Source organism: Pseudomonas sp. HLS-6 (assembly GCF_002753995.1).
In the GTDB taxonomy this organism is placed as follows: domain Bacteria; phylum Pseudomonadota; class Gammaproteobacteria; order Pseudomonadales; family Pseudomonadaceae; genus Aquipseudomonas; species Aquipseudomonas defluvii.
Map to the genome: position 1 here is coordinate 4,454,416 of NZ_CP024478.1, position 18,800 is coordinate 4,473,215.

Annotated in this window: 16 protein-coding genes and 2 tRNA genes; 1 reads left to right on the top strand and 17 read right to left on the bottom strand. The window is 57.7% G+C overall.

Annotation, left to right across the window (positions count from 1 at the left end):
* Positions 1 to 16 precede the first annotated feature (16 nt).
* The 10 genes from nusA to rlmE all read right to left on the bottom strand — a co-directional run bounded on the left by nusA (position 17) and on the right by rlmE (position 8,594).
* Complete coding sequence (gene nusA / locus CS390_RS20935; RefSeq protein WP_065758266.1) at positions 17 to 1,498, bottom strand: transcription termination factor NusA; 1,482 nt, start codon at positions 1,496 to 1,498, stop codon at positions 17 to 19.
* 59 nt (positions 1,499 to 1,557) lie between these two features.
* On the bottom strand, positions 1,558 to 2,016 hold the full coding sequence (rimP, locus tag CS390_RS20940; RefSeq protein ID WP_065758300.1) for a ribosome maturation factor RimP: 459 nt from the start codon (positions 2,014 to 2,016) through the stop codon (positions 1,558 to 1,560).
* A gap of 130 nt (positions 2,017 to 2,146) precedes the next feature.
* A tRNA-Met gene (locus CS390_RS20945) sits at positions 2,147 to 2,223 on the bottom strand.
* Positions 2,224 to 2,322: 99 nt separating this feature from the next.
* Positions 2,323 to 2,408 (bottom strand) — tRNA-Leu (locus CS390_RS20950).
* Between the two features lie 20 nt (positions 2,409 to 2,428).
* Positions 2,429 to 2,809, bottom strand: coding sequence for a preprotein translocase subunit SecG (gene secG, locus CS390_RS20955; protein ID WP_065758265.1), 381 nt, complete (start codon positions 2,807 to 2,809; stop codon positions 2,429 to 2,431).
* A 3-nt stretch (positions 2,810 to 2,812) separates the two neighbouring features.
* Complete coding sequence (gene tpiA / locus CS390_RS20960) at positions 2,813 to 3,568, bottom strand: triose-phosphate isomerase (RefSeq protein WP_099775832.1); 756 nt, start codon at positions 3,566 to 3,568, stop codon at positions 2,813 to 2,815.
* A gap of 66 nt (positions 3,569 to 3,634) precedes the next feature.
* Complete coding sequence (gene glmM / locus CS390_RS20965; RefSeq protein WP_065758263.1) at positions 3,635 to 4,975, bottom strand: phosphoglucosamine mutase; 1,341 nt, start codon at positions 4,973 to 4,975, stop codon at positions 3,635 to 3,637.
* A gap of 16 nt (positions 4,976 to 4,991) precedes the next feature.
* Positions 4,992 to 5,843, bottom strand: coding sequence for a dihydropteroate synthase (gene folP, locus CS390_RS20970; protein WP_099775834.1), 852 nt, complete (start codon positions 5,841 to 5,843; stop codon positions 4,992 to 4,994).
* Positions 5,844 to 5,851: 8 nt separating this feature from the next.
* Complete coding sequence (gene ftsH / locus CS390_RS20975) at positions 5,852 to 7,759, bottom strand: ATP-dependent zinc metalloprotease FtsH (protein ID WP_099775835.1); 1,908 nt, start codon at positions 7,757 to 7,759, stop codon at positions 5,852 to 5,854.
* A 211-nt stretch (positions 7,760 to 7,970) separates the two neighbouring features.
* The gene (gene rlmE, locus CS390_RS20980) at positions 7,971 to 8,594 is read right to left on the bottom strand and encodes a 23S rRNA (uridine(2552)-2'-O)-methyltransferase RlmE (RefSeq protein ID WP_065758260.1); all 624 of its coding nucleotides are present in this window, start codon (positions 8,592 to 8,594) and stop codon (positions 7,971 to 7,973) included.
* A gap of 100 nt (positions 8,595 to 8,694) precedes the next feature.
* Between rlmE and yhbY the strand changes: the two genes are divergently transcribed.
* A complete protein-coding gene (gene yhbY / locus CS390_RS20985; protein WP_099775837.1) occupies positions 8,695 to 9,003 on the top strand; it encodes a ribosome assembly RNA-binding protein YhbY in 309 nt (102 codons plus the stop codon).
* Positions 9,004 to 9,016: 13 nt separating this feature from the next.
* Here the strand turns inward: yhbY and CS390_RS20990 are convergent, their stop codons facing one another.
* From CS390_RS20990 to dnaK, 7 genes are all read right to left on the bottom strand, one after another.
* Positions 9,017 to 9,412 (bottom strand): MFS transporter, encoded by a 396-nt coding sequence (locus tag CS390_RS20990; RefSeq protein WP_065758258.1) that lies wholly within the window; start codon positions 9,410 to 9,412, stop codon positions 9,017 to 9,019.
* Positions 9,413 to 9,440: 28 nt separating this feature from the next.
* Positions 9,441 to 9,917, bottom strand: a complete 477-nt coding sequence (gene greA, locus CS390_RS20995; protein ID WP_065758257.1) for a transcription elongation factor GreA — start codon at positions 9,915 to 9,917, stop codon at positions 9,441 to 9,443.
* Positions 9,914 to 13,135 (bottom strand): carbamoyl-phosphate synthase large subunit, encoded by a 3,222-nt coding sequence (gene carB, locus CS390_RS21000; protein WP_099775839.1) that lies wholly within the window; start codon positions 13,133 to 13,135, stop codon positions 9,914 to 9,916. Before carB ends, greA begins: the two co-directional genes overlap by 4 nt.
* Positions 13,136 to 13,238: 103 nt before the next feature.
* A complete protein-coding gene (carA, locus tag CS390_RS21005; RefSeq protein WP_099775841.1) occupies positions 13,239 to 14,375 on the bottom strand; it encodes a glutamine-hydrolyzing carbamoyl-phosphate synthase small subunit in 1,137 nt (378 codons plus the stop codon).
* 281 nt (positions 14,376 to 14,656) lie between these two features.
* Positions 14,657 to 15,460 carry a 4-hydroxy-tetrahydrodipicolinate reductase gene (gene dapB / locus CS390_RS21010; protein WP_099775843.1) on the bottom strand — a complete coding sequence of 268 codons (804 nt, stop codon included), beginning with the start codon at positions 15,458 to 15,460 and terminating at the stop codon, positions 14,657 to 14,659.
* Positions 15,461 to 15,473: 13 nt separating this feature from the next.
* Positions 15,474 to 16,598, bottom strand: a complete 1,125-nt coding sequence (gene dnaJ / locus CS390_RS21015; protein WP_065758253.1) for a molecular chaperone DnaJ — start codon at positions 16,596 to 16,598, stop codon at positions 15,474 to 15,476.
* A gap of 192 nt (positions 16,599 to 16,790) precedes the next feature.
* A complete protein-coding gene (gene dnaK / locus CS390_RS21020; RefSeq protein ID WP_065758252.1) occupies positions 16,791 to 18,707 on the bottom strand; it encodes a molecular chaperone DnaK in 1,917 nt (638 codons plus the stop codon).
* Positions 18,708 to 18,800 lie beyond the last annotated feature (93 nt).

An 18,800-nucleotide genomic window follows, 5' to 3' on the forward strand; every position in this document is an offset into this window, starting at 1 on the left:
CCTCAGGCCAGCCTAATTACTCGAACCAGTGGGCTCGGGCGGCCATGATCAACTTGCCGGCACGCTCTTCGTCGATGCCGTCGATGTCGAGCAGGTCGTCGATCGACTGCTCGGCCAGGTCTTCGCGGGTAACCACGCCGCGCACCGCCAGTTCCGCTGCCAGGTCGTTGTCCATACCCTCAAGAGAGAGCAGGTCTTCGGCCGGGTGGGCGTCTGCCAGTTTTTCCTCTGTAGCGATGGCCTTGGTCAACAGACGGTCCTTGGCCCGAGCGCGGAGCTCGTTGACGATCTCCTCGTCAAAGCCATCGATGTTGAGCATTTCTTCCAGCGGTACGTAGGCAATTTCTTCCAGGCTGGTGAAGCCTTCGTCAACCAGCACCTGCGCCAGCTCTTCATCAACTTCCAGCTCGTCGATGAAGTTACGCAGGATGTCGCCGGTTTCAGCTTGTTGCTTGGCCTGAATGTCCGACTCGGTCATCACGTTCAGCGTCCAGCCGGTCAGCTGGCTGGCCAGACGCACGTTCTGACCGCCACGGCCGATGGCCTGGGCCAGGTTGTCCGCCGCCACGGCGATATCCATGGCGTGGGCATCTTCATCAACAATGATCGCCGCGACTTCAGCCGGTGACATGGCGTTGATGACAAACTGCGCCGGGTTGTCGTCCCACAGGACGATATCCACGCGCTCGCCGCCCAATTCGCCAGAAACTGCCTGAACACGCGAACCACGCATGCCAATACACGCACCTTGTGGGTCAATGCGCTTGTCTTTGGAGCGAACGGCGATCTTGGCCCGCGAGCCTGGGTCGCGAGAGGCGCCCATGACTTCGATCAGGCCTTCGGCAATTTCCGGCACCTCAATGCGGAAAAGCTCGATCAGCATCTGTGGCGCAGTACGCGACAGAATCAGTTGCGGGCCACGGTTCTCGGTACGAATTTCCTTGAGCAGTGCACGCAGACGCACACCCACACGGAAGGTTTCGCGCGAAATGATGTCTTCACGGGCCAGCAACGCTTCAGCGTTGTTGCCCAGGTCGACGATAACGTTGTCGCGGGTGACTTTCTTGACGGTGCCGGAAATGATCTCGCCCAGACGCTCACGATAAGCGTCGACGACCTGCGCACGCTCGGCTTCACGCACTTTCTGCACGATAACCTGCTTGGCAGTTTGAGCAGCAATGCGGCCGAACTCAATGGATTCGATCTTTTCCTCGATGATCTCGCCAGCAACGGCACCCGGCTTTTTCGCCTGGGCCTGATCAACGGCAAGTTCAATCGCTGGATCGTCCAGATCTTCGTCTTCGACCACAGTCCAACGACGGAAAGTCTCGTAGTTACCCGTGTGGCGGTTGATTTCCACACGCAGGTCGACTTCATCTTCAAAACGTTTCTTGGTTGCAGTGGCCAGAGCCACTTCCAGCGCTTCAAAAATTACGCCGGCCGGTACGCCCTTTTCGTTGGATACCGACTCAACAACCAGCAGTACTTCTTTGCTCATCGTACGCCTCGCCTTTCGCACGCCATTGGATCCGCGGACTACGCGGTATCCGGCACGTCTCAGTCAAAACTGGGAATAATGTTGGCCTTGTCGATCGAGTCGATCGGCAACAGGAACTCATGGCTATCCACCTGGACCACCACATCCTGCTCCTCCACTCCACGGAGAAGGCCCTGAAAGTTACGACGACCTTCAAAGGGCGTACGCAGCTTGATCTTCACTTGTTCGCCGGCATGCGAAGCGAACTGTTCCAAAGTGAACAGCGGGCGATCCATGCCAGGAGAGGACACTTCAAGGGTGTATTCGGAACTGATCGGATCTTCGACATCCAGAATGCCACTCACCTGGCGACTGACCACTTCACAGTCGTCGACCAGAATGCCATCTGCCTTGTCGATATAGATACGCAGTACCGAATGCTTGCCTTGAGAGATGAATTCGATCCCCCAGCATTGATAGCCAAGAGCCTCGACCACCGGGGCCAACAAGGCCTGCAACTGTTCTAGCTTGCTCGACACCTGAACCCCCTCGTGCATGCTATGCAAATAAAAAATGGGCAAAGCGCCCATCCCGGATACGCCGCTGAATACCGGCGCTAAGAACTGTCCAGCTAGCAAAAAGCCCCTGAAAAGGGGCTCCGCTTGGGACTGGTTGCGGGGGCTGGATTTGAACCAACGACCTTCGGGTTATGAGCCCGACGAGCTACCAGACTGCTCCACCCCGCGACAAAGCTGGGGCGAAAGTATACGACCGAACCCACCAAGGGGTCAATCTAACCTCCACCGACAAGAAAGCCCGCATGTAGCGGGCTGTCTTGTTTTAATTGGTACCGAGAAGGGGACTCGAACCCCTACACCCTATGGGCACAACCACCTCAAGGTTGCGTGTCTACCAATTCCACCACCTCGGCAATACTACATTTGACGCTTTTTACTTCTTCTCTTGAGCTGGAGGAACATCAGTATTACCGACATTACCTTTTTGCTCTTGAAGCACCGGCACATCATCTGCCGCTGGTTTTTTCTGAACTTCCAGAACCGCTGGATCTGGCAATCCTACCTGAGTCAGCTCATGAGCTTTCTCTTTAGCAAAGTATCCTAACCCAAGAGCAGTTAAGAAGAAAGAGGCAGCTAGTATAGCAGTAAACTTACTCAGAAAGGTAGCAGAACCTTGGCTTCCGAACACAGTATTTGAAGCACCTGCGCCGAAAGATGCACCAGCCTCTGCACCTTTACCCTGTTGCAACAACACCAGTACCACCAAACCCAGTGCGCCCAACAGATGCAAAACAACTACGACGGTTTCGAGCATTTCTCAGTTTCCTGCGGCGCGACAAATTGCACCGAATTCGTCTGCGTTCAGGGAAGCTCCACCTATGAGCCCCCCATCGATATCCGGCATGCCGAACAGCTCAGCCGCATTGGCCGCCTTCACGCTGCCGCCGTATAGAAGCCGCACATTTCCTGCGACTTCAGTATTCTCTGCCGCCAACTGCTCACGAATGGCTTTATGCACATCCTGCGCCTGCTGTGGCGTGGCCGTAAGGCCTGTGCCAATGGCCCATACAGGCTCATAAGCAATCACCGCTTTGGCAAAGGCACCAACACCGAGCTCCTCGATGATGCTACCCAGCTGACGCCCTACAACCTCAAGCGTCTTGCCCGCCTCGCGCTCTTCCAGGGTTTCCCCTATACACAACACTGGCGTCAGGCCACAGGCCTGAGCGGCTGCAAACTTGCGGTTGAGCGTTGCGTCAGTTTCGCCCATGAACTGGCGACGCTCCGAATGCCCAACCAACACAAAACTACATCCTGCATCGACCAACTGGCTCGGTGCAGTCTCACCGGTCAGCGCGCCCTGCATAGACTCCACTGCGGAGTTCTGTGCACCGACGGCTACCGACTTACCCTTCAACCCTTCAATCACTTGATTGATGTAGAGACAGGGCGGGAAAACCGCTACTTCAACACCGCTCGGCAGGGCTAAATCACTCAAGCCCTTGATCAGCTCAGCGACGCTGGCGCGGGTACCGTGCATCTTCCAGTTACCAGCTACCATAGGGCGACGCATGCTGTACCTCGTCGGTCAAAGTGGGCGCAGATCTTACCCAACCCTTTCAACGCTGGCAAGCGCTAATCAGACGCAAACTTCACCAACCAGCGCTGCCAGCTCTTCGGCATAACCACGCACCTGTGCTTCATCGTCACCTTCGACCATGACACGCACCAGCGGCTCAGTACCGGATTTGCGCAGCAATACCCGCCCACGCCCCGCCATTGCCTCTGTAACACGCGCACAGGCTTCCTTGACGACAGGGTGCTCAACCGGATCGACCTTGCTGTCACCAAAACGCACGTTGATCAGAACCTGTGGGCACTTGCGCAAAGCCTGACGCGCCTGAGCCAAGGTTTCGCCGCGACGCTTGAGCGCCAACAACACCTGCAACGCAGCAATAATCGCATCGCCCGTCGTGGTGTGGTTGCAGCACACGACATGCCCGGAGTTTTCGCCGCCAACCACCCAGTCACGCTCCAACAGCTCAGCCATGACGTAGCGGTCGCCAACCTTCGCCCGCACAAACGGTATGGAAAGCTCCTGCAAGGCCAACTCAAGGCCCAGGTTGCTCATCAGGGTACCTACCACACCACCCTGCAACTTGCCGCGCTCCTGCAGGTCACGCGCAATGATGAACAACAGCTCGTCACCATCGACGATCGCACCGGTATGGTCGACCATCAATACACGATCACCATCACCATCGAACGCGATACCAAGATCGGCATGCCCCACCAGCACTGCCGCCTGCAGCGATTCGATGTGCGTAGAGCCACAACCTTCATTGATGTTCAGGCCGTCTGGCTGCGCATGCAGCACCGTGACACTGGCACCCAGTTCGCGGAACACGCTAGGCGCAACCTTGTAGGTAGCACCATGGGCACAATCAACCACAAGCTTGAGCCCGGCAAAATCGGTACTGGTCGGCACACTGCTCTTGCAGAACTCGATGTAGCGCCCGGCAGCATCGTTGATGCGCGAGACCTTGCCCAGCTTGCTCGACTCCACCACGGTCATCGGCTGATCGAGCAGCTCTTCAATCATCAACTCGATATCATCAGGCAGCTTGGTGCCCTGGCCGGAGAAGAACTTGATGCCGTTATCATCGTGCGGATTATGCGAGGCACTGATGACAATGCCCGCTTCGGCGTGAAAGGTACGCGTCAGGTAGGCAATCGCCGGGGTCGGCATCGGCCCAAGCAGCATGACATCCGCACCGGCAGCAGAGAGACCTGCTTCCAGCGCCGACTCGAACATGTAACCCGAAATTCGCGTGTCCTTGCCCACCAACACCCTGCAAGCGCCCATCTTGCGAAAGGCCATACCCGCCGCCCAACCCAGCTTGAGCATGAAATCAGGGGTGATGGGGTATACACCGACGCGGCCACGAATACCGTCGGTACCAAAATATTTTCTACTCATAAATGCTCCGTCACTCTTATTCGGCGGCCTGTACCGCTGCGATCATCCGCACTACGTCGACGGTTTCGGCGACATCATGAACGCGTAAAATACTGGCACCTTTGGTCATCGCCAGCGCAGCCAATGCGAGGCTGCCGTAGAGCCGCTCCCCAACCGGGCGCTCAAGTGCCTGACCAATCATGCTCTTGCGTGAAACGCCGACCAGCAGAGGCCTGCCAAGGCGAAACAACGCTTCCATGTGCTTGAACAGGCTAAGGTTGTGGGCCAGGTTTTTTGCGAACCCAAAGCCCGGATCCAGGATAATGCGCTCCGCACCAATGCCCACCGCAGCACACGCAGCCATCCGTTCTTCAAGATAGCTCGACACTTCGACCGTGACATTCTGGTAATGCGGGTTGTTCTGCATGTCGCCTGGTTCACCCCGCATGTGCATCAAGCACACAGGCAAACCTGTGGCAGCCGCTGCATCCAGGGCGCCATCGCGACTGAGCGATCGCACATCGTTAATCAGCCCCGCCCCGAGACGGGCCGACTCGCGCATCACGGCCGGGGTCGACGTGTCGACGGAGATGATGACATCCAGCGCCTGGCTGATGGCCTCGACGATGGGCGCAACGCGCTCCAGCTCTTCGACAGGAGACACCGCTCGCGCGCCCGGCCGAGTGGACTCACCGCCCACATCGATCAGCGTAGCGCCTGCGGCAACCATAGCCTCCGCGTGGCGCAATGCCGCGTCACGCTGAGTGAAGCGGCCGCCATCGGAGAAGGAGTCTGGCGTGATATTGAGGATACCCATGACATGGGTAAGGGACAAATCAAGAACCCGGTTGCCGCAAGGCAACCGGGTCGGGTACTGCTTTGGAGTCATATGAATCCTTAGTGTTGCGCCGCCGGGCCACCAATCGGCGACTCGGGGCGGTCACTCTGCGAGACAGGTGTGCCCGAAGTACCCGATCCACCTTCCCAGTCACGCGGTTCGCGCGGGGTACGGCCAGCCATGATGTCGTCGATCTGATCAGCATCAATGGTTTCGTACTTCATCAATGCATCCGCCATGGCGTCCAGCTTGTCTCTATTCTCGGTGAGAATCTGCTTGGCGGTGGCATAGCACTGATCGATGATGCTGCGCACTTCGGAGTCGATCATCTTGGCCGTCTCGCCAGACACGCTAGCGTGCTGGGAACCCGCGCTACGCCCCAGGAAAACCTCACCCTCTTCTTCGGCATACATCAGCGGGCCGAGCTTTTCGGAAAGGCCCCACTTGGTCACCATGTTACGGGCGATCTGGCTGGCACGCATGATGTCGTTTGATGCACCGGTGGTGACACCATCAAAGCCGAGCGTCATCTCTTCGGCGATACGACCACCGTAGAGCGAGCAGATCTGGCTGATCAAGGCACGCTTGGAGAGGCTGTAACGGTCCTCTTCAGGCAGGAACATGGTTACACCCAACGCACGGCCACGAGGGATGATCGAGACTTTGTAGACTGGATCATGCTCAGGCACGATGCGACCGACAATGGCGTGACCCGCTTCGTGGTAAGCGGTGTTCTGCTTTTCCTTCTCCGACATGACCATGCTTTTGCGCTCAGCGCCCATCATGATCTTGTCTTTGGCCAACTCGAATTCTTTCATTTCGACGATACGCTTGCTGCCACGCGCAGCGAACAGCGATGCTTCGTTGACCAGGTTGGCCAGGTCGGCACCGGAGAAGCCTGGCGTACCACGTGCAATAACCGCCGGATTGACGTTCTCGCCCACAGGCACTTTACGCATGTGAACCTTGAGAATCTGCTCGCGACCACGAATATCCGGGAGACCCACCACGACCTGACGGTCAAAGCGACCTGGACGCAACAGCGCCGGGTCCAGCACGTCTGGGCGGTTGGTAGCGGCAATCACAATGATGCCGTCGTTCATCTCGAAACCGTCCATCTCGACCAGCAGCTGGTTGAGGGTCTGCTCACGCTCGTCATGACCGCCGCCCATACCGGCACCACGATGACGACCCACCGCATCGATTTCGTCGATGAAGATAATGCAAGGGGCATGCTTCTTCGCTTGTTCGAACATGTCACGGACACGGCTCGCACCGACACCCACGAACATCTCGACGAAGTCAGAACCGGAAATGGTGAAGAACGGTACTTTTGCTTCGCCTGCAATGGCCTTGGCCAACAGGGTTTTACCGGTACCCGGCGGGCCAACCATCAGCACGCCGCGAGGAATACGACCACCCAGGCGCTGGAACTTGCCCGGATCGCGCAGGAACTCGACGAGCTCGCCGACTTCCTCCTTGGCTTCATCACAACCGGCCACGTCGGCCAGTGTGGTCTTTACCTGGTCTTCCGATAGCAGGCGCGCCTTGCTCTTGCCGAAGCTCATCGGCCCGCCCTTGCCACCTGCGCCACCCTGCATCTGGCGCATGAAGAACATGAACACGGCGATAATCACCAGGATCGGGAAGCTGGCAACCAGCAGTTGAGTCCAGATGCTCTGCTGCTCGGGCTGCTTGCCTTCAACGACTACGTGATTGTCGACCAGATCGCCAATCAGGCCGTTATCCTGAATGGCCGGACGGATGGTCTTGAAGCTTTCGCCGTCCGTACGCTTGCCGGTGATGACATAGCCGTCGACTGCGACACGTTCGACCTTGCCATCCTTGACCTGTTGAATAAAGTCGGAATAGTTGAGGGTCTGCGGCTCGTTCGGGCTGGAGAAGTTGTTCATCACCGTCACCAGGACAGCCGCGATGATCAACCACAGGATCAAATTCTTTGCCATATCGTTCAATTAGCTACCCTCTGAAGCAGGCTGAGGCGCAGCCGTGCCTCGCATGATAATCACCGGCCTAACTTACTACATTACCTACACATCTGCAGGCGCCGTCTGTAACCCTTTGTGAAACTTAGACTACACGATGTTCGCCCAAGTCAGGCAGGGCAGTCGATTGGAAAAAACTATCGCAAACCCTGGAAGCTGCCGGCATGACGCTTTACTCGCCGCGAAAACCCCTTGCCAGCAAGTACTGCTCGCGGGAACGGTCCCGCGAAGAGAGCGGCTTACGCATCTGCACCTTGTCGAACTTCTGCCGAACGGTTTTCAGATAGGTATCAAACCCCTCACCCTGAAAGATCTTGATCAGGAAATCACCACCCGGACGCAATACGCGGGTAGCCAGGTCAAGGGCCAACTCACAGAGGAACATCGCCTTGGGCATATCCACCGCAGGCGTACCACTCATATTGGGGGCCATATCGGAAATCACAAGGTCTACTTCCGTATTACCTACCGCTTCGAGGATTTGCGCAAGCACCTCATCCTGGGTGAAGTCGCCCTGAATGAAGGTCACATCAGGAATGCTGTCCATTTCCAGGATGTCCGAGGCAATCAAACGCCCCTGCCCACCAATCAGACGACTGGTCACCTGAGACCAGCCACCTGGCGCAGCGCCGAGATCGATGACACTCATGCCCGGGCGGATCAGTCGGTCTTTTTCCTGCAGCTCCAGCAGCTTGTAGCTGGCACGCGAGCGATAACCGTCCTTTTGCGCCATCTTGACGTAAGGATCGTTGAAATGTTCTTTCAGCCAGTTATGGCTTGTCTTGGAACGCGCCACTGGGCACCTCGATGATAACGGTCGTGATTAACTGGGCGGATCCACGGGCCCTCGGGTAAAATGGCCGCCATTTTTACAGAATCAGACAAAGGGTCAGATTATGCCGCTCACTCAAGAGCAGAAGAAACAGTACAAATCCATTGGCCACGACCTCAAACCAGTTTTGATTGTGGCAGGCAATGGGCTGACTGAGGGTGTTCTCGCCGAACTCGAGCGTGCCCTGAGCGATCACGAGCTGATCAAGATCAAGCTCAACCTCAACGAACGCGAAGAGCGTGCCGAAGTGATCGCCGAGCTGTGCAAGGCTGGCCGTGCAGAACTGGTACAAACCATCGGGAAAATGGCACTGATTTACCGCAAAAACCCACAGCCTAACAAACAGCTGTCGAACATCCATCGCTACAAGTGATGCTCGCGCCGTGTCAGCGGCGCGCTCTGCGCGCCCTGCCCGGCTGGGGTTGTAGCACCAGCAATACACCGGTAAGGCCCAGCACCAAATAGCAGAGCAACTGCCAACGCATCAACCCTGGCAGCAACGTTCGCAACGCAAAATACACAACACACGCCAGCAACGCCATCAGCAGCAGTTGCCCTCGCCTGTCTTGCCACAGGCTGCGCAGGCCTTCAGCCTGCACCAGAACCAACACCTGCAGCCCCGCACAAAACGCTGCGAATGCTACCAGCAATGACGCCACCAGCTTGCCGATATCCTCGACAAGTAGCGGCGCCAGCCCAACCTTTGCAAGCGTCGGTAAAAGCCCGAAGTACAGCATCCACAGGCCGCCAACCCAGAGCACCTGGGTTAGCTGCCAGATCACAGCGGTCGCGGCAACGCCGCGACGCCGATTAAATATGGGCGACTTCGACAATCTCGTACTCGATCAAACCACTCGGGGTCTTCACCGACACGACATCACCCTCTTGCTTGCCGATCAGGGCGCGAGCAATAGGCGAACCAACCGAAAGCTTGCCAGCCTTGATGTCAGCTTCATCTTCACCAACGATCTGGTACTTCAGGCTTTCGTCGGTTTCGACGTTGGCAATCTCAACAGTCGTGCCGAAGATCACCTTGCCAGTGTGCGCAATCGAAGTGACATCAATCACCACCGCGTTCTGCAAGCGCCCTTCGATATCACGGATACGCGCTTCAACCATACCTTGCTGCTCGCGCGCAGCATGGTACTCGGCGTTTTCCTTGAGGTCGCCCAGCTCCCGCGCTTCACCAATATCCTGGCTGAGCTTGGGACGAACGACCTTGGTCAGATGGGTCAGTTCTTCTTCCAGGGCGCGAGCGCCCTGGACAGTCATAGGGTATTTATTCATCCGTTGAGTCCTGCATGGAGATCCTGCAAGCGGCGCACGGTCTTTTCCGGACCGAACTTCAGCGCTTCACAGATAGCTTCACCTGCCGCAATGGTGGTGGTGCAGTAGATTTTGTGCTGCAACGCATTGCGACGAATCGAGTAGGAATCAGCAATCGACTGACGACCTTCAGTGGTGTTGATGATCAGCGACACTTCATCGTTCTTGATCATATCAACAACATGCGGGCGGCCTTCAGTCACCTTGTTCACACGACGCACTTTCAGCCCGGCAGCCTCGATGATCTTGGCAGTGCCTGCAGTCGCGACGACTTCAAAGCCCAGGGCGATCAGGTCACGGGCAACGCCAGCCACTTGCGGCTTGTCGTCATCACGCACGCTGATAAACGCGGTACCGCCAGTCGGCAGCACTTCGCTGGCGCCCATCTGAGCCTTGGCAAACGCTTCACCGAAGCTGTCGCCAACACCCATGACCTCACCTGTCGACTTCATTTCAGGGCCGAGGATCGGGTCAACACCTGGGAACTTGGCGAACGGGAAGACCGCTTCCTTGACGCTGTAGAAGTTCGGAATGATTTCCTTGGTGAAACCAATTTCCTTCAGGGTCTTGCCGGCCATGACACGCGCCGCAATCATCGCCAGGGACGTGCCGATGCACTTGGAGACGAACGGTACGGTACGCGAAGCGCGCGGGTTGACTTCAATGACGTAGATCTTGTCGCCTTGCAGCGCCAGCTGAACGTTCATCAGTCCGACCACGCCCAGCTCCAGAGCCATTTTCTTGACCTGCTCGCGGACTTCGTCCTGAACATGGGCTGGCAGGGAGTATGGCGGCAGCGAACAGGCCGAGTCACCGGAGTGAACACCGGCCTGCTCGATGTGCTGCATGATTGCGCCGATGACCACGTCGGTACCGTCGCAGACCGCATCAACGTCCATCTCGATGGCGCAGTTGAGGAAGTGGTCGAGCAGCACAGGGCTGTCGTTGGAAACCTGGACCGCTTCACGCAGGTAACGCTTGAGTTCGTCCAGTTCGTAGACGATCTCCATGGCACGGCCACCCAGCACGTAGGACGGACGAACCACCAGCGGGTAACCGATCACACCGGCAGCACGGATGGCTTCATCTTCGCTGCGAACGGTGGCATTTGGCGGCTGCAGCAGGTTCAGACGCTGAACCATCTGCTGGAAGCGCTCACGGTCTTCAGCACGGTCGATTGCATCAGGGCTGGTACCAATAATCGGTACACCGGCCTCTTCCAGCGCACGAGCCAGTTTCAGCGGGGTCTGGCCACCGTAGTGAACGATCACGCCTTTCGGCTTCTCGACACGCACGACTTCCAGCACGTCTTCCAGCGTCAGCGGCTCGAAGTACAGGCGATCGGAGGTGTCATAGTCGGTGGAAACGGTTTCCGGGTTGCAGTTGACCATGATGGTCTCGTAACCATCTTCACGCAGGGCCAGAGCCGCGTGTACGCAGCAGTAGTCGAACTCGATACCTTGGCCGATACGGTTTGGACCACCACCCAGGATCATGATCTTGTCACGATTCGACGGGTTGGCCTCGCACTCTTCCTCATAGGTCGAATACAGGTAGGCCGTGTCGGTCGCGAACTCGGCAGCGCAGGTGTCGACGCGCTTGTAGACCGGGAACACTTCCAGCTTGTGACGGTGACGACGCAGGTTCTTGTCGGTAATACCCAGCAGCTTGGCCAGACGCTGGTCAGAGAAGCCCTTGCGCTTGAGGCTGAGCATCAGGCCCTTGTCGATGTTGGCCAGGCCCAGGGTCTTGACGCGCTCTTCTTCCTTGATCAGGTCTTCGATCTGCACCAGGAACCAGTGGTCGATGCTGGTCAGCGCGAAGATTTCGTCGCGGGTCATGCCGGCACGGAAGGCGTCAGCAACGTACCAGATGCGCTCAGCGCCAGGAACGGTCAGCTCGCGCTTGAGGATGCTTGGGGTTTCCGGGTTAGCCAGGTCAAGCTTAGGATCAAGACCGCATACACCCACTTCCAGACCACGCAGGGCTTTCTGCAGGGATTCCTGGAAAGTACGGCCGATGGCCATGACTTCACCAACGGATTTCATCTGGGTGGTCAGACGGGCGTCGGCTTTCGGGAACTTCTCGAAGGCAAAGCGCGGCAGCTTGGTCACAACGTAGTCGATGGACGGCTCGAACGAAGCCGGGGTACGACCACCGGTGATGTCGTTCTGCAGTTCATCCAGGGTGTAGCCGACAGCCAGCTTGGCGGCAATCTTGGCGATCGGGAAGCCGGTCGCTTTCGAAGCCAGGGCCGAGGAACGCGATACACGCGGGTTCATCTCGATCACGACCATACGGCCAGTGTCCGGGCAGATACCGAACTGGACGTTGGAACCGCCTGTTTCAACACCGATCTCACGCAGTACCGCCAGCGAGGCGTTACGCATGATCTGGTATTCCTTGTCGGTCAGGGTCTGTGCCGGAGCAACGGTGATCGAGTCACCGGTGTGCACGCCCATCGGGTCGAAGTTTTCGATGGAGCAGACGATGATGCAGTTGTCCTTTTTGTCGCGGACCACTTCCATCTCGTACTCTTTCCAACCGATCAACGATTCATCGATCAGCAGTTCCTTGGTCGGCGACAGGTCCAGACCACGGGCACAGATTTCTTCGAACTCTTCACGGTTGTAGGCGATGCCGCCACCGGTGCCGCCCATGGTGAAGGACGGACGAATGATGCACGGGAAGCCCAGCTTCTCGAGAACGGCGTTAGCCTCCTCCATGCTGTGGGCGATGCCGGAGCGCGGGCACTCCAGACCAATGGCTTTCATGGCCTGGTCAAAACGCGAACGGTCTTCTGCCTTGTCGATGGTGTCGGCATTGGCGCCGATCATTTCCACACCGAACTTCTCCAGAATGCCTTCGCGCTCCAGGTCCAGGGCGCAGTTCAGTGCAGTCTGGCCACCCATGGTCGGCAGCAGCGCATCTGGACGCTCTTTCTCAATGATCTTGGCCACCGTTTGCCATTTGATCGGCTCGATGTAGGTGGCGTCGGCCATGGCCGGGTCGGTCATGATGGTGGCCGGGTTGGAGTTCACCAGGATGACGCGGAAACCTTCCTCGCGCAGGGCCTTGCAGGCCTGGGCACCGGAATAGTCGAATTCGCAGGCCTGGCCGATCACGATCGGTCCAGCGCCGAGAATCAGGATACTTTTAATGTCTGTACGTTTTGGCATGGGTTGTCACTCAAATCCGCAGGTCAGTCGGCAAGCCGTCTTGAACAATCTTGGCGGTCCCTGAACACGGCTTGCGCCGGTTCAGGGCCTTCTCACTAGGTGCTCAGCGGCGCTTGGCCATGGCATCGATGAAACGGTCGAACAGCGGCGCGACATCGGTCGGGCCAGGGCTGGCTTCAGGGTGACCCTGGAAGCTGAACGCGCTCTTGTCGGTGCGCTCAATACCCTGGAGGCTACCGTCGAACAGCGACTTGTGCGTGGCGCGCACATTGGCTGGCAGCGTCGCCTCATCAACGGCAAAACCGTGGTTCTGACTGGTGATCATCACAACGCCGGTGTCCAGATCCTGGACTGGGTGGTTGGCACCGTGGTGGCCATGACCCATTTTCACGGTCTTGGCGCCAGAAGCGAGTGCCAGCAGTTGGTGACCCAGGCAGATGCCGAACACCGGAATTTCGGTTTCGAGAATGTCCTGAATCGCCTTGATTGCATAATCGCAAGGCTCTGGATCGCCAGGGCCGTTAGACAGGAACACGCCATCTGGGTTGAGCGCCAGAACGTCGTTGGCCGGTGTTTGCGCAGGAACCACGGTCACGCGGCAGCCGCGCTCAACCAGCATGCGCAGGATGTTCAGCTTGACGCCGTAGTCATAGGCAACCACGTGGTATGGCAGCTCGGAAGCCTCGATAGTCGGGTGACTGTCGGTCTTCAGGTTCCAGACACTGGAACGCCACTCGTAGCTGTTCTGGGTGCTGACAACCTTGGCCAGGTCCATGCCTTTCAGGCCCGGGAAACCACGCGCAGCGGCGATGGCGGCTTCTTCAGTGATGTTGTCACCGGCCAGGATGCAACCATTCTGCGCACCCTTCTCACGCAGGATGCGTGTCAGGCGACGGGTATCGATGCCAGCGATCGCAACCACGTTGTTGGCTTTCAGGTAGTCCGGCAGCGACTGCTTGTTCCGCCAGTTGCTGGCAAGCAACGGCAGGTCGCGAATCACCAGGCCAGCCGACCAGACGCGGTCGGATTCGGCATCTTCCGGCGTGGTGCCAGTGTTGCCAATGTGTGGGTAAGTCAGGGTAACGATTTGCTGCGCATAGGAAGGGTCAGTCAGGATTTCCTGATAGCCGGTCATTGCGGTGTTAAACACCACCTCACCAACGGTCTGACCGTCGGCTCCAATGGCTTCACCGCGAAAAATGCTGCCATCAGCAAGGGCGAGTATGGCTGGCTTAGTCAAGAAGACCTCCCGTAAATCAAGCCTGAAGGGGCGATCGCAGGTTGCAAAAAAGCGGAATGACGTATAGACACGTCACCCCGCTTTCTTCGTCGAATTATCTGCGCGCTTTTAGTGGACACACTAAAGCTGTAGCTTACAGAAAAACGTATTTTTGGTCTACCGCTGATGTGCCTGAAAGGCGCAGAAATGCGACAGGACGTCGCCAGGATTCAGAAGCAACCCGCAAGACCGGCTCCAGTGAAGCCCAAAGAGCCGACTTGCAGGCACACTTTCAACAACGCTTAACGCAGTTCCAGCACGTCCTGCATGTCATACAGGCCAGGTTCGCGCCCTTCCAGCCACAATGCGGCACGCACCGCACCCTTGGCGAAGGTCATGCGACTGGAGGCCTTGTGGGTGATCTCGACGCGCTCACCCTCAGCCGCGAACAACACGGTGTGATCGCCAACCACATCGCCGGCACGCACGGTAGCGAAGCCAATGGTCTGCCGATCACGGGCGCCGGTCTGACCTTCGCGACCATAGACCGCCACTTCCTGCAGGTTGCGACCCAAGGCCTGGGCAACCACCTCACCCATGCGCAGCGCCGTACCCGAAGGTGCATCGACCTTGTGCCGATGATGCGCCTCGATGATCTCGATATCGACGTCATCACCCAGCACGCGGGCAGCAGTATCGAGCAGCTTCAAGCACAGATTCACACCCACGCTGAAGTTGGCGGCGAAGACAATCGGAATCTCCTTGCTCGCCTCTACCAGCAGTTGCTTTTCTTCAACATTGAAGCCGGTAGTACCGATCACCATGGCCTTGCCCGACTCACGGCAAAACGCCAGGTTTTTCAGCGTGACCGACGGGTGGGTGAAGTCGATCAGGACATCGAAGTCATCGACCACCTGTTCCAGACCACCCGACAGCGCCACGCCAATACGACCCAGCGCTGCCAATTCACCAGCGTCCGCACCGATCAGCGTACTGTCCGGACGATCCACAGCCGCGGTCAGGCCCGCACCCTGCGCATGCTGCACAGCTTCGATCAGGGTTTTACCCATCCGCCCTGCAGCACCCATTACCGCTATACGTCGCATGCCCTGTTCCTTCTTACAGATCGCCGAAGAAGCGCTTTACGCCTTCGAACCAGCCACTGGCCTTGGGAGAATGGGAGCTGTCACAGTCCAGCGAATCGCGTAGCTCTTCGAGCAGCTCACGCTGACGGCGACTCAGATTGACCGGCGTCTCGACTGCGACACGGCACATCAGATCGCCCGCCGCACCGCCACGCACCGGGGCAACACCCTTGCCGCGCAGACGGAACTGCTTGCCGGTCTGAGTACCCTCAGGGATCTTCAGCTTGACCCGACCATCAAGGGTCGGCACTTCAAGCTCGCCACCCAGCGCAGCATCGGTGTAACTAATCGGCACTTCGCAGTACAAATGCTTGCCATCACGCTGGAAGATCGCATGCTCGCGCACATTGATCACAACGTAAAGGTCGCCGGTAGGCCCACCATGGCTACCCGCCTCGCCCTCGCCAGACAGGCGGATGCGGTCTCCGGTATCGACACCGGCCGGCACCTTGACCGACAGCGTCTTGTACTCTTCGACACGCCCTTCGCCATGGCATGCATCGCAAGGATCGGTAATGATCTTGCCTTGGCCATGACAACGCGGACAGGTCTGCTGGACCGAGAAAAAGCCCTGCTGCATGCGCACCTGGCCAATACCACCACAGGTCGGACAGGTCGAGGGCGAAGAGCCCTTCTTGGCACCGGAACCCTCGCACGGCGAGCAGTTCACCAGTGTCGGCACACGGATATTGACCGTGGTGCCGCGCACCGCTTCTTCGAGGTTCAGCTCCAGGGTGTAGCGCAGGTCGCTGCCACGCTGGGCACCGCCACGGGAACCACCCCGACCACCACCAAAGAAGTCGCTGAACACATCACCGAAGATATCGGAGAAGTTCGCACCGCCAAAGCCAGCACCGCCACCACCCATGCTAGGGTCGACGCCGGCATGGCCATACTGGTCATACGCCGCACGCTTGCTGCTATCGGACAGCACTTCGTAGGCCTCGTTGGCCTCCTTGAATTTTTCTTCCGACTCTTTGTCATCGGGATTACGGTCCGGGTGATGCTTCATCGCCAGACGACGATAAGCCTTCTTCAGCTCCGCCTCGCTGGAGCCGCGCTCTACACCCAGAACCTCGTAATAATCACGCTTTGCCATAAGTCTTTGTACTCTTGAGGACGTTCGGCAAACCTCTGCGCTATTCGCGCTATGCCGCCAGCATTCAAACCCGGTCGAATGCCGTAAAAATTCGGGTATTCCAGACACGCCAACGCGGGAGCAAGCCCCCGCGCGGCGACATCCTACCAGCCACCGCTAAAATGCAGTCAACCGGCCGACAACCTGTAGTAATTACTTGTTGTCTTTGACTTCTTCGAACTCGGCGTCGACTACATCGTCATGCTTGCCAGCTTCTTCCGCAGGCTTGGCAGCAGCTTCAGGCTTCTCGCCCTGCTCAGCGTACATTTTCTGAGCCACTGGCGCGGAGACCTTCGACAGCTCTTCGACCTTGGCATCGATGGCAGCTTTGTCATCGCCTTTAACGGCAGCTTCCAGCGCTACGACCGCAGCTTCGATAGCAGCCTTCTCTTCGGCAGTGACCTTGTCACCGGCATCAGCGACCATCTTGCGAGTCGAGTGCACCAGCGCATCACCCTGGTTACGGGCAGCGGCCAGCTCTTCAAACTTGCGGTCTTCCTCGGCGTTAGCCTCGGCATCACGCACCATGCGCTCGATTTCTTCGTCCGACAGACCGGAGTTGGCCTTGATCACGATCGACTGAGTCTTGCCAGTGGCCTTGTCTTTCGCACCAACGTGCAGGATACCGTTGGCGTCGATGTCGAAGGTCACTTCGATCTGAGGCACGCCACGTGGTGCTGGTGGAATGTCAGCCAGGTCGAACTTGCCCAGGGACTTGTTCTGTGCGGCTTGTTTACGCTCACCTTGCAGCACGTGAATGGTCACGGCGCTCTGATTGTCATCAGCGGTCGAGAACACCTGCGACTTCTTGGTCGGAATGGTGGTGTTTTTCTCGATCAGCGCGGTCATCACGCCACCCATGGTTTCAATACCCAGGGTCAGCGGGCTAACGTCCAGCAGCAGAACGTCTTTCACGTCACCTGCCAGAACGGCACCCTGGATAGCAGCACCCATGGCAACGGCTTCGTCAGGGTTGACGTCTTTACGCGCTTCTTTACCGAAGAAATCGGTAACGGCTTTCTGTACCAGCGGCATACGGGTCTGGCCGCCAACCAGGATCACGTCGTTGATCGAACCTACGTCGATACCGGCATCTTTCAGCGCGATACGGCAAGGCTCGATGGTGCGCTGAACCAGGTCTTCAACCAGCGATTCCAGCTTGGCGCGGGAGATCTTCACGTTCAGGTGCTTAGGACCGGTGGCATCTGCAGTGATGTACGGCAGGTTGACATCAGTCTGCTGGCTCGAAGACAGCTCGATCTTGGCTTTCTCAGCGGCCTCTTTCAGACGCTGCATGGCCAGCGGGTCACCCTTGAGGTTCATGCCGCTTTCTTTCTTGAACTCGTCAACAAGGTAGTCGATCAGACGGATATCGAAGTCTTCACCACCGAGGAAGGTGTCACCGTTGGTTGCCAGTACTTCGAACTGGTGCTCACCATCAACCTCGGCGATCTCGATCACCGACACGTCGAAGGTACCGCCACCCAGGTCATAAACGATCACGGTGTGATCGCCCTTGGCCTTGTCCATACCGTACGCCAGCGCAGCAGCGGTAGGTTCGTTGATGATGCGCTTGACGTCCAGACCAGCAATACGACCGGCGTCCTTGGTAGCTTGACGCTGGCTGTCGTTGAAGTAGGCAGGCACGGTAATAACCGCTTCAGTCACTGCCTCGCCGAGGTAGTCTTCGGCGGTCTTCTTCATCTTTTTCAGGATTTCAGCCGAGATTTGTGGCGGCGCCATTTTCTGGCCGTTCACTTCAACCCAGGCGTCGTTGTTGTCTGCCTTGACGATCTTGTAAGGGACCATCTGGATGTCTTTCTGAACGACTTCTTCATCGAAACGACGACCGATCAGACGCTTTACTGCGTACAGGGTGTTGTGCGGGTTGGTGACAGCCTGACGCTTGGCCGACTGACCGACCAGAATCTCGCCATCGTTGGCGTAAGCGATGATCGATGGGGTGGTACGCGCGCCTTCGGCGTTCTCGATAACCTTGACGTTACCGTTTTCCAGAATGGAGACGCAGGAGTTGGTGGTCCCCAGGTCGATACCGATGATTTTACCCATGTTAACTCTCCCGAAACTTGAATAAGGTTGCCGCAGCAGTGCTGGCTAACTGCGGTAATACTTGAATGCTTGACACCTAAATGGGGACGCCCC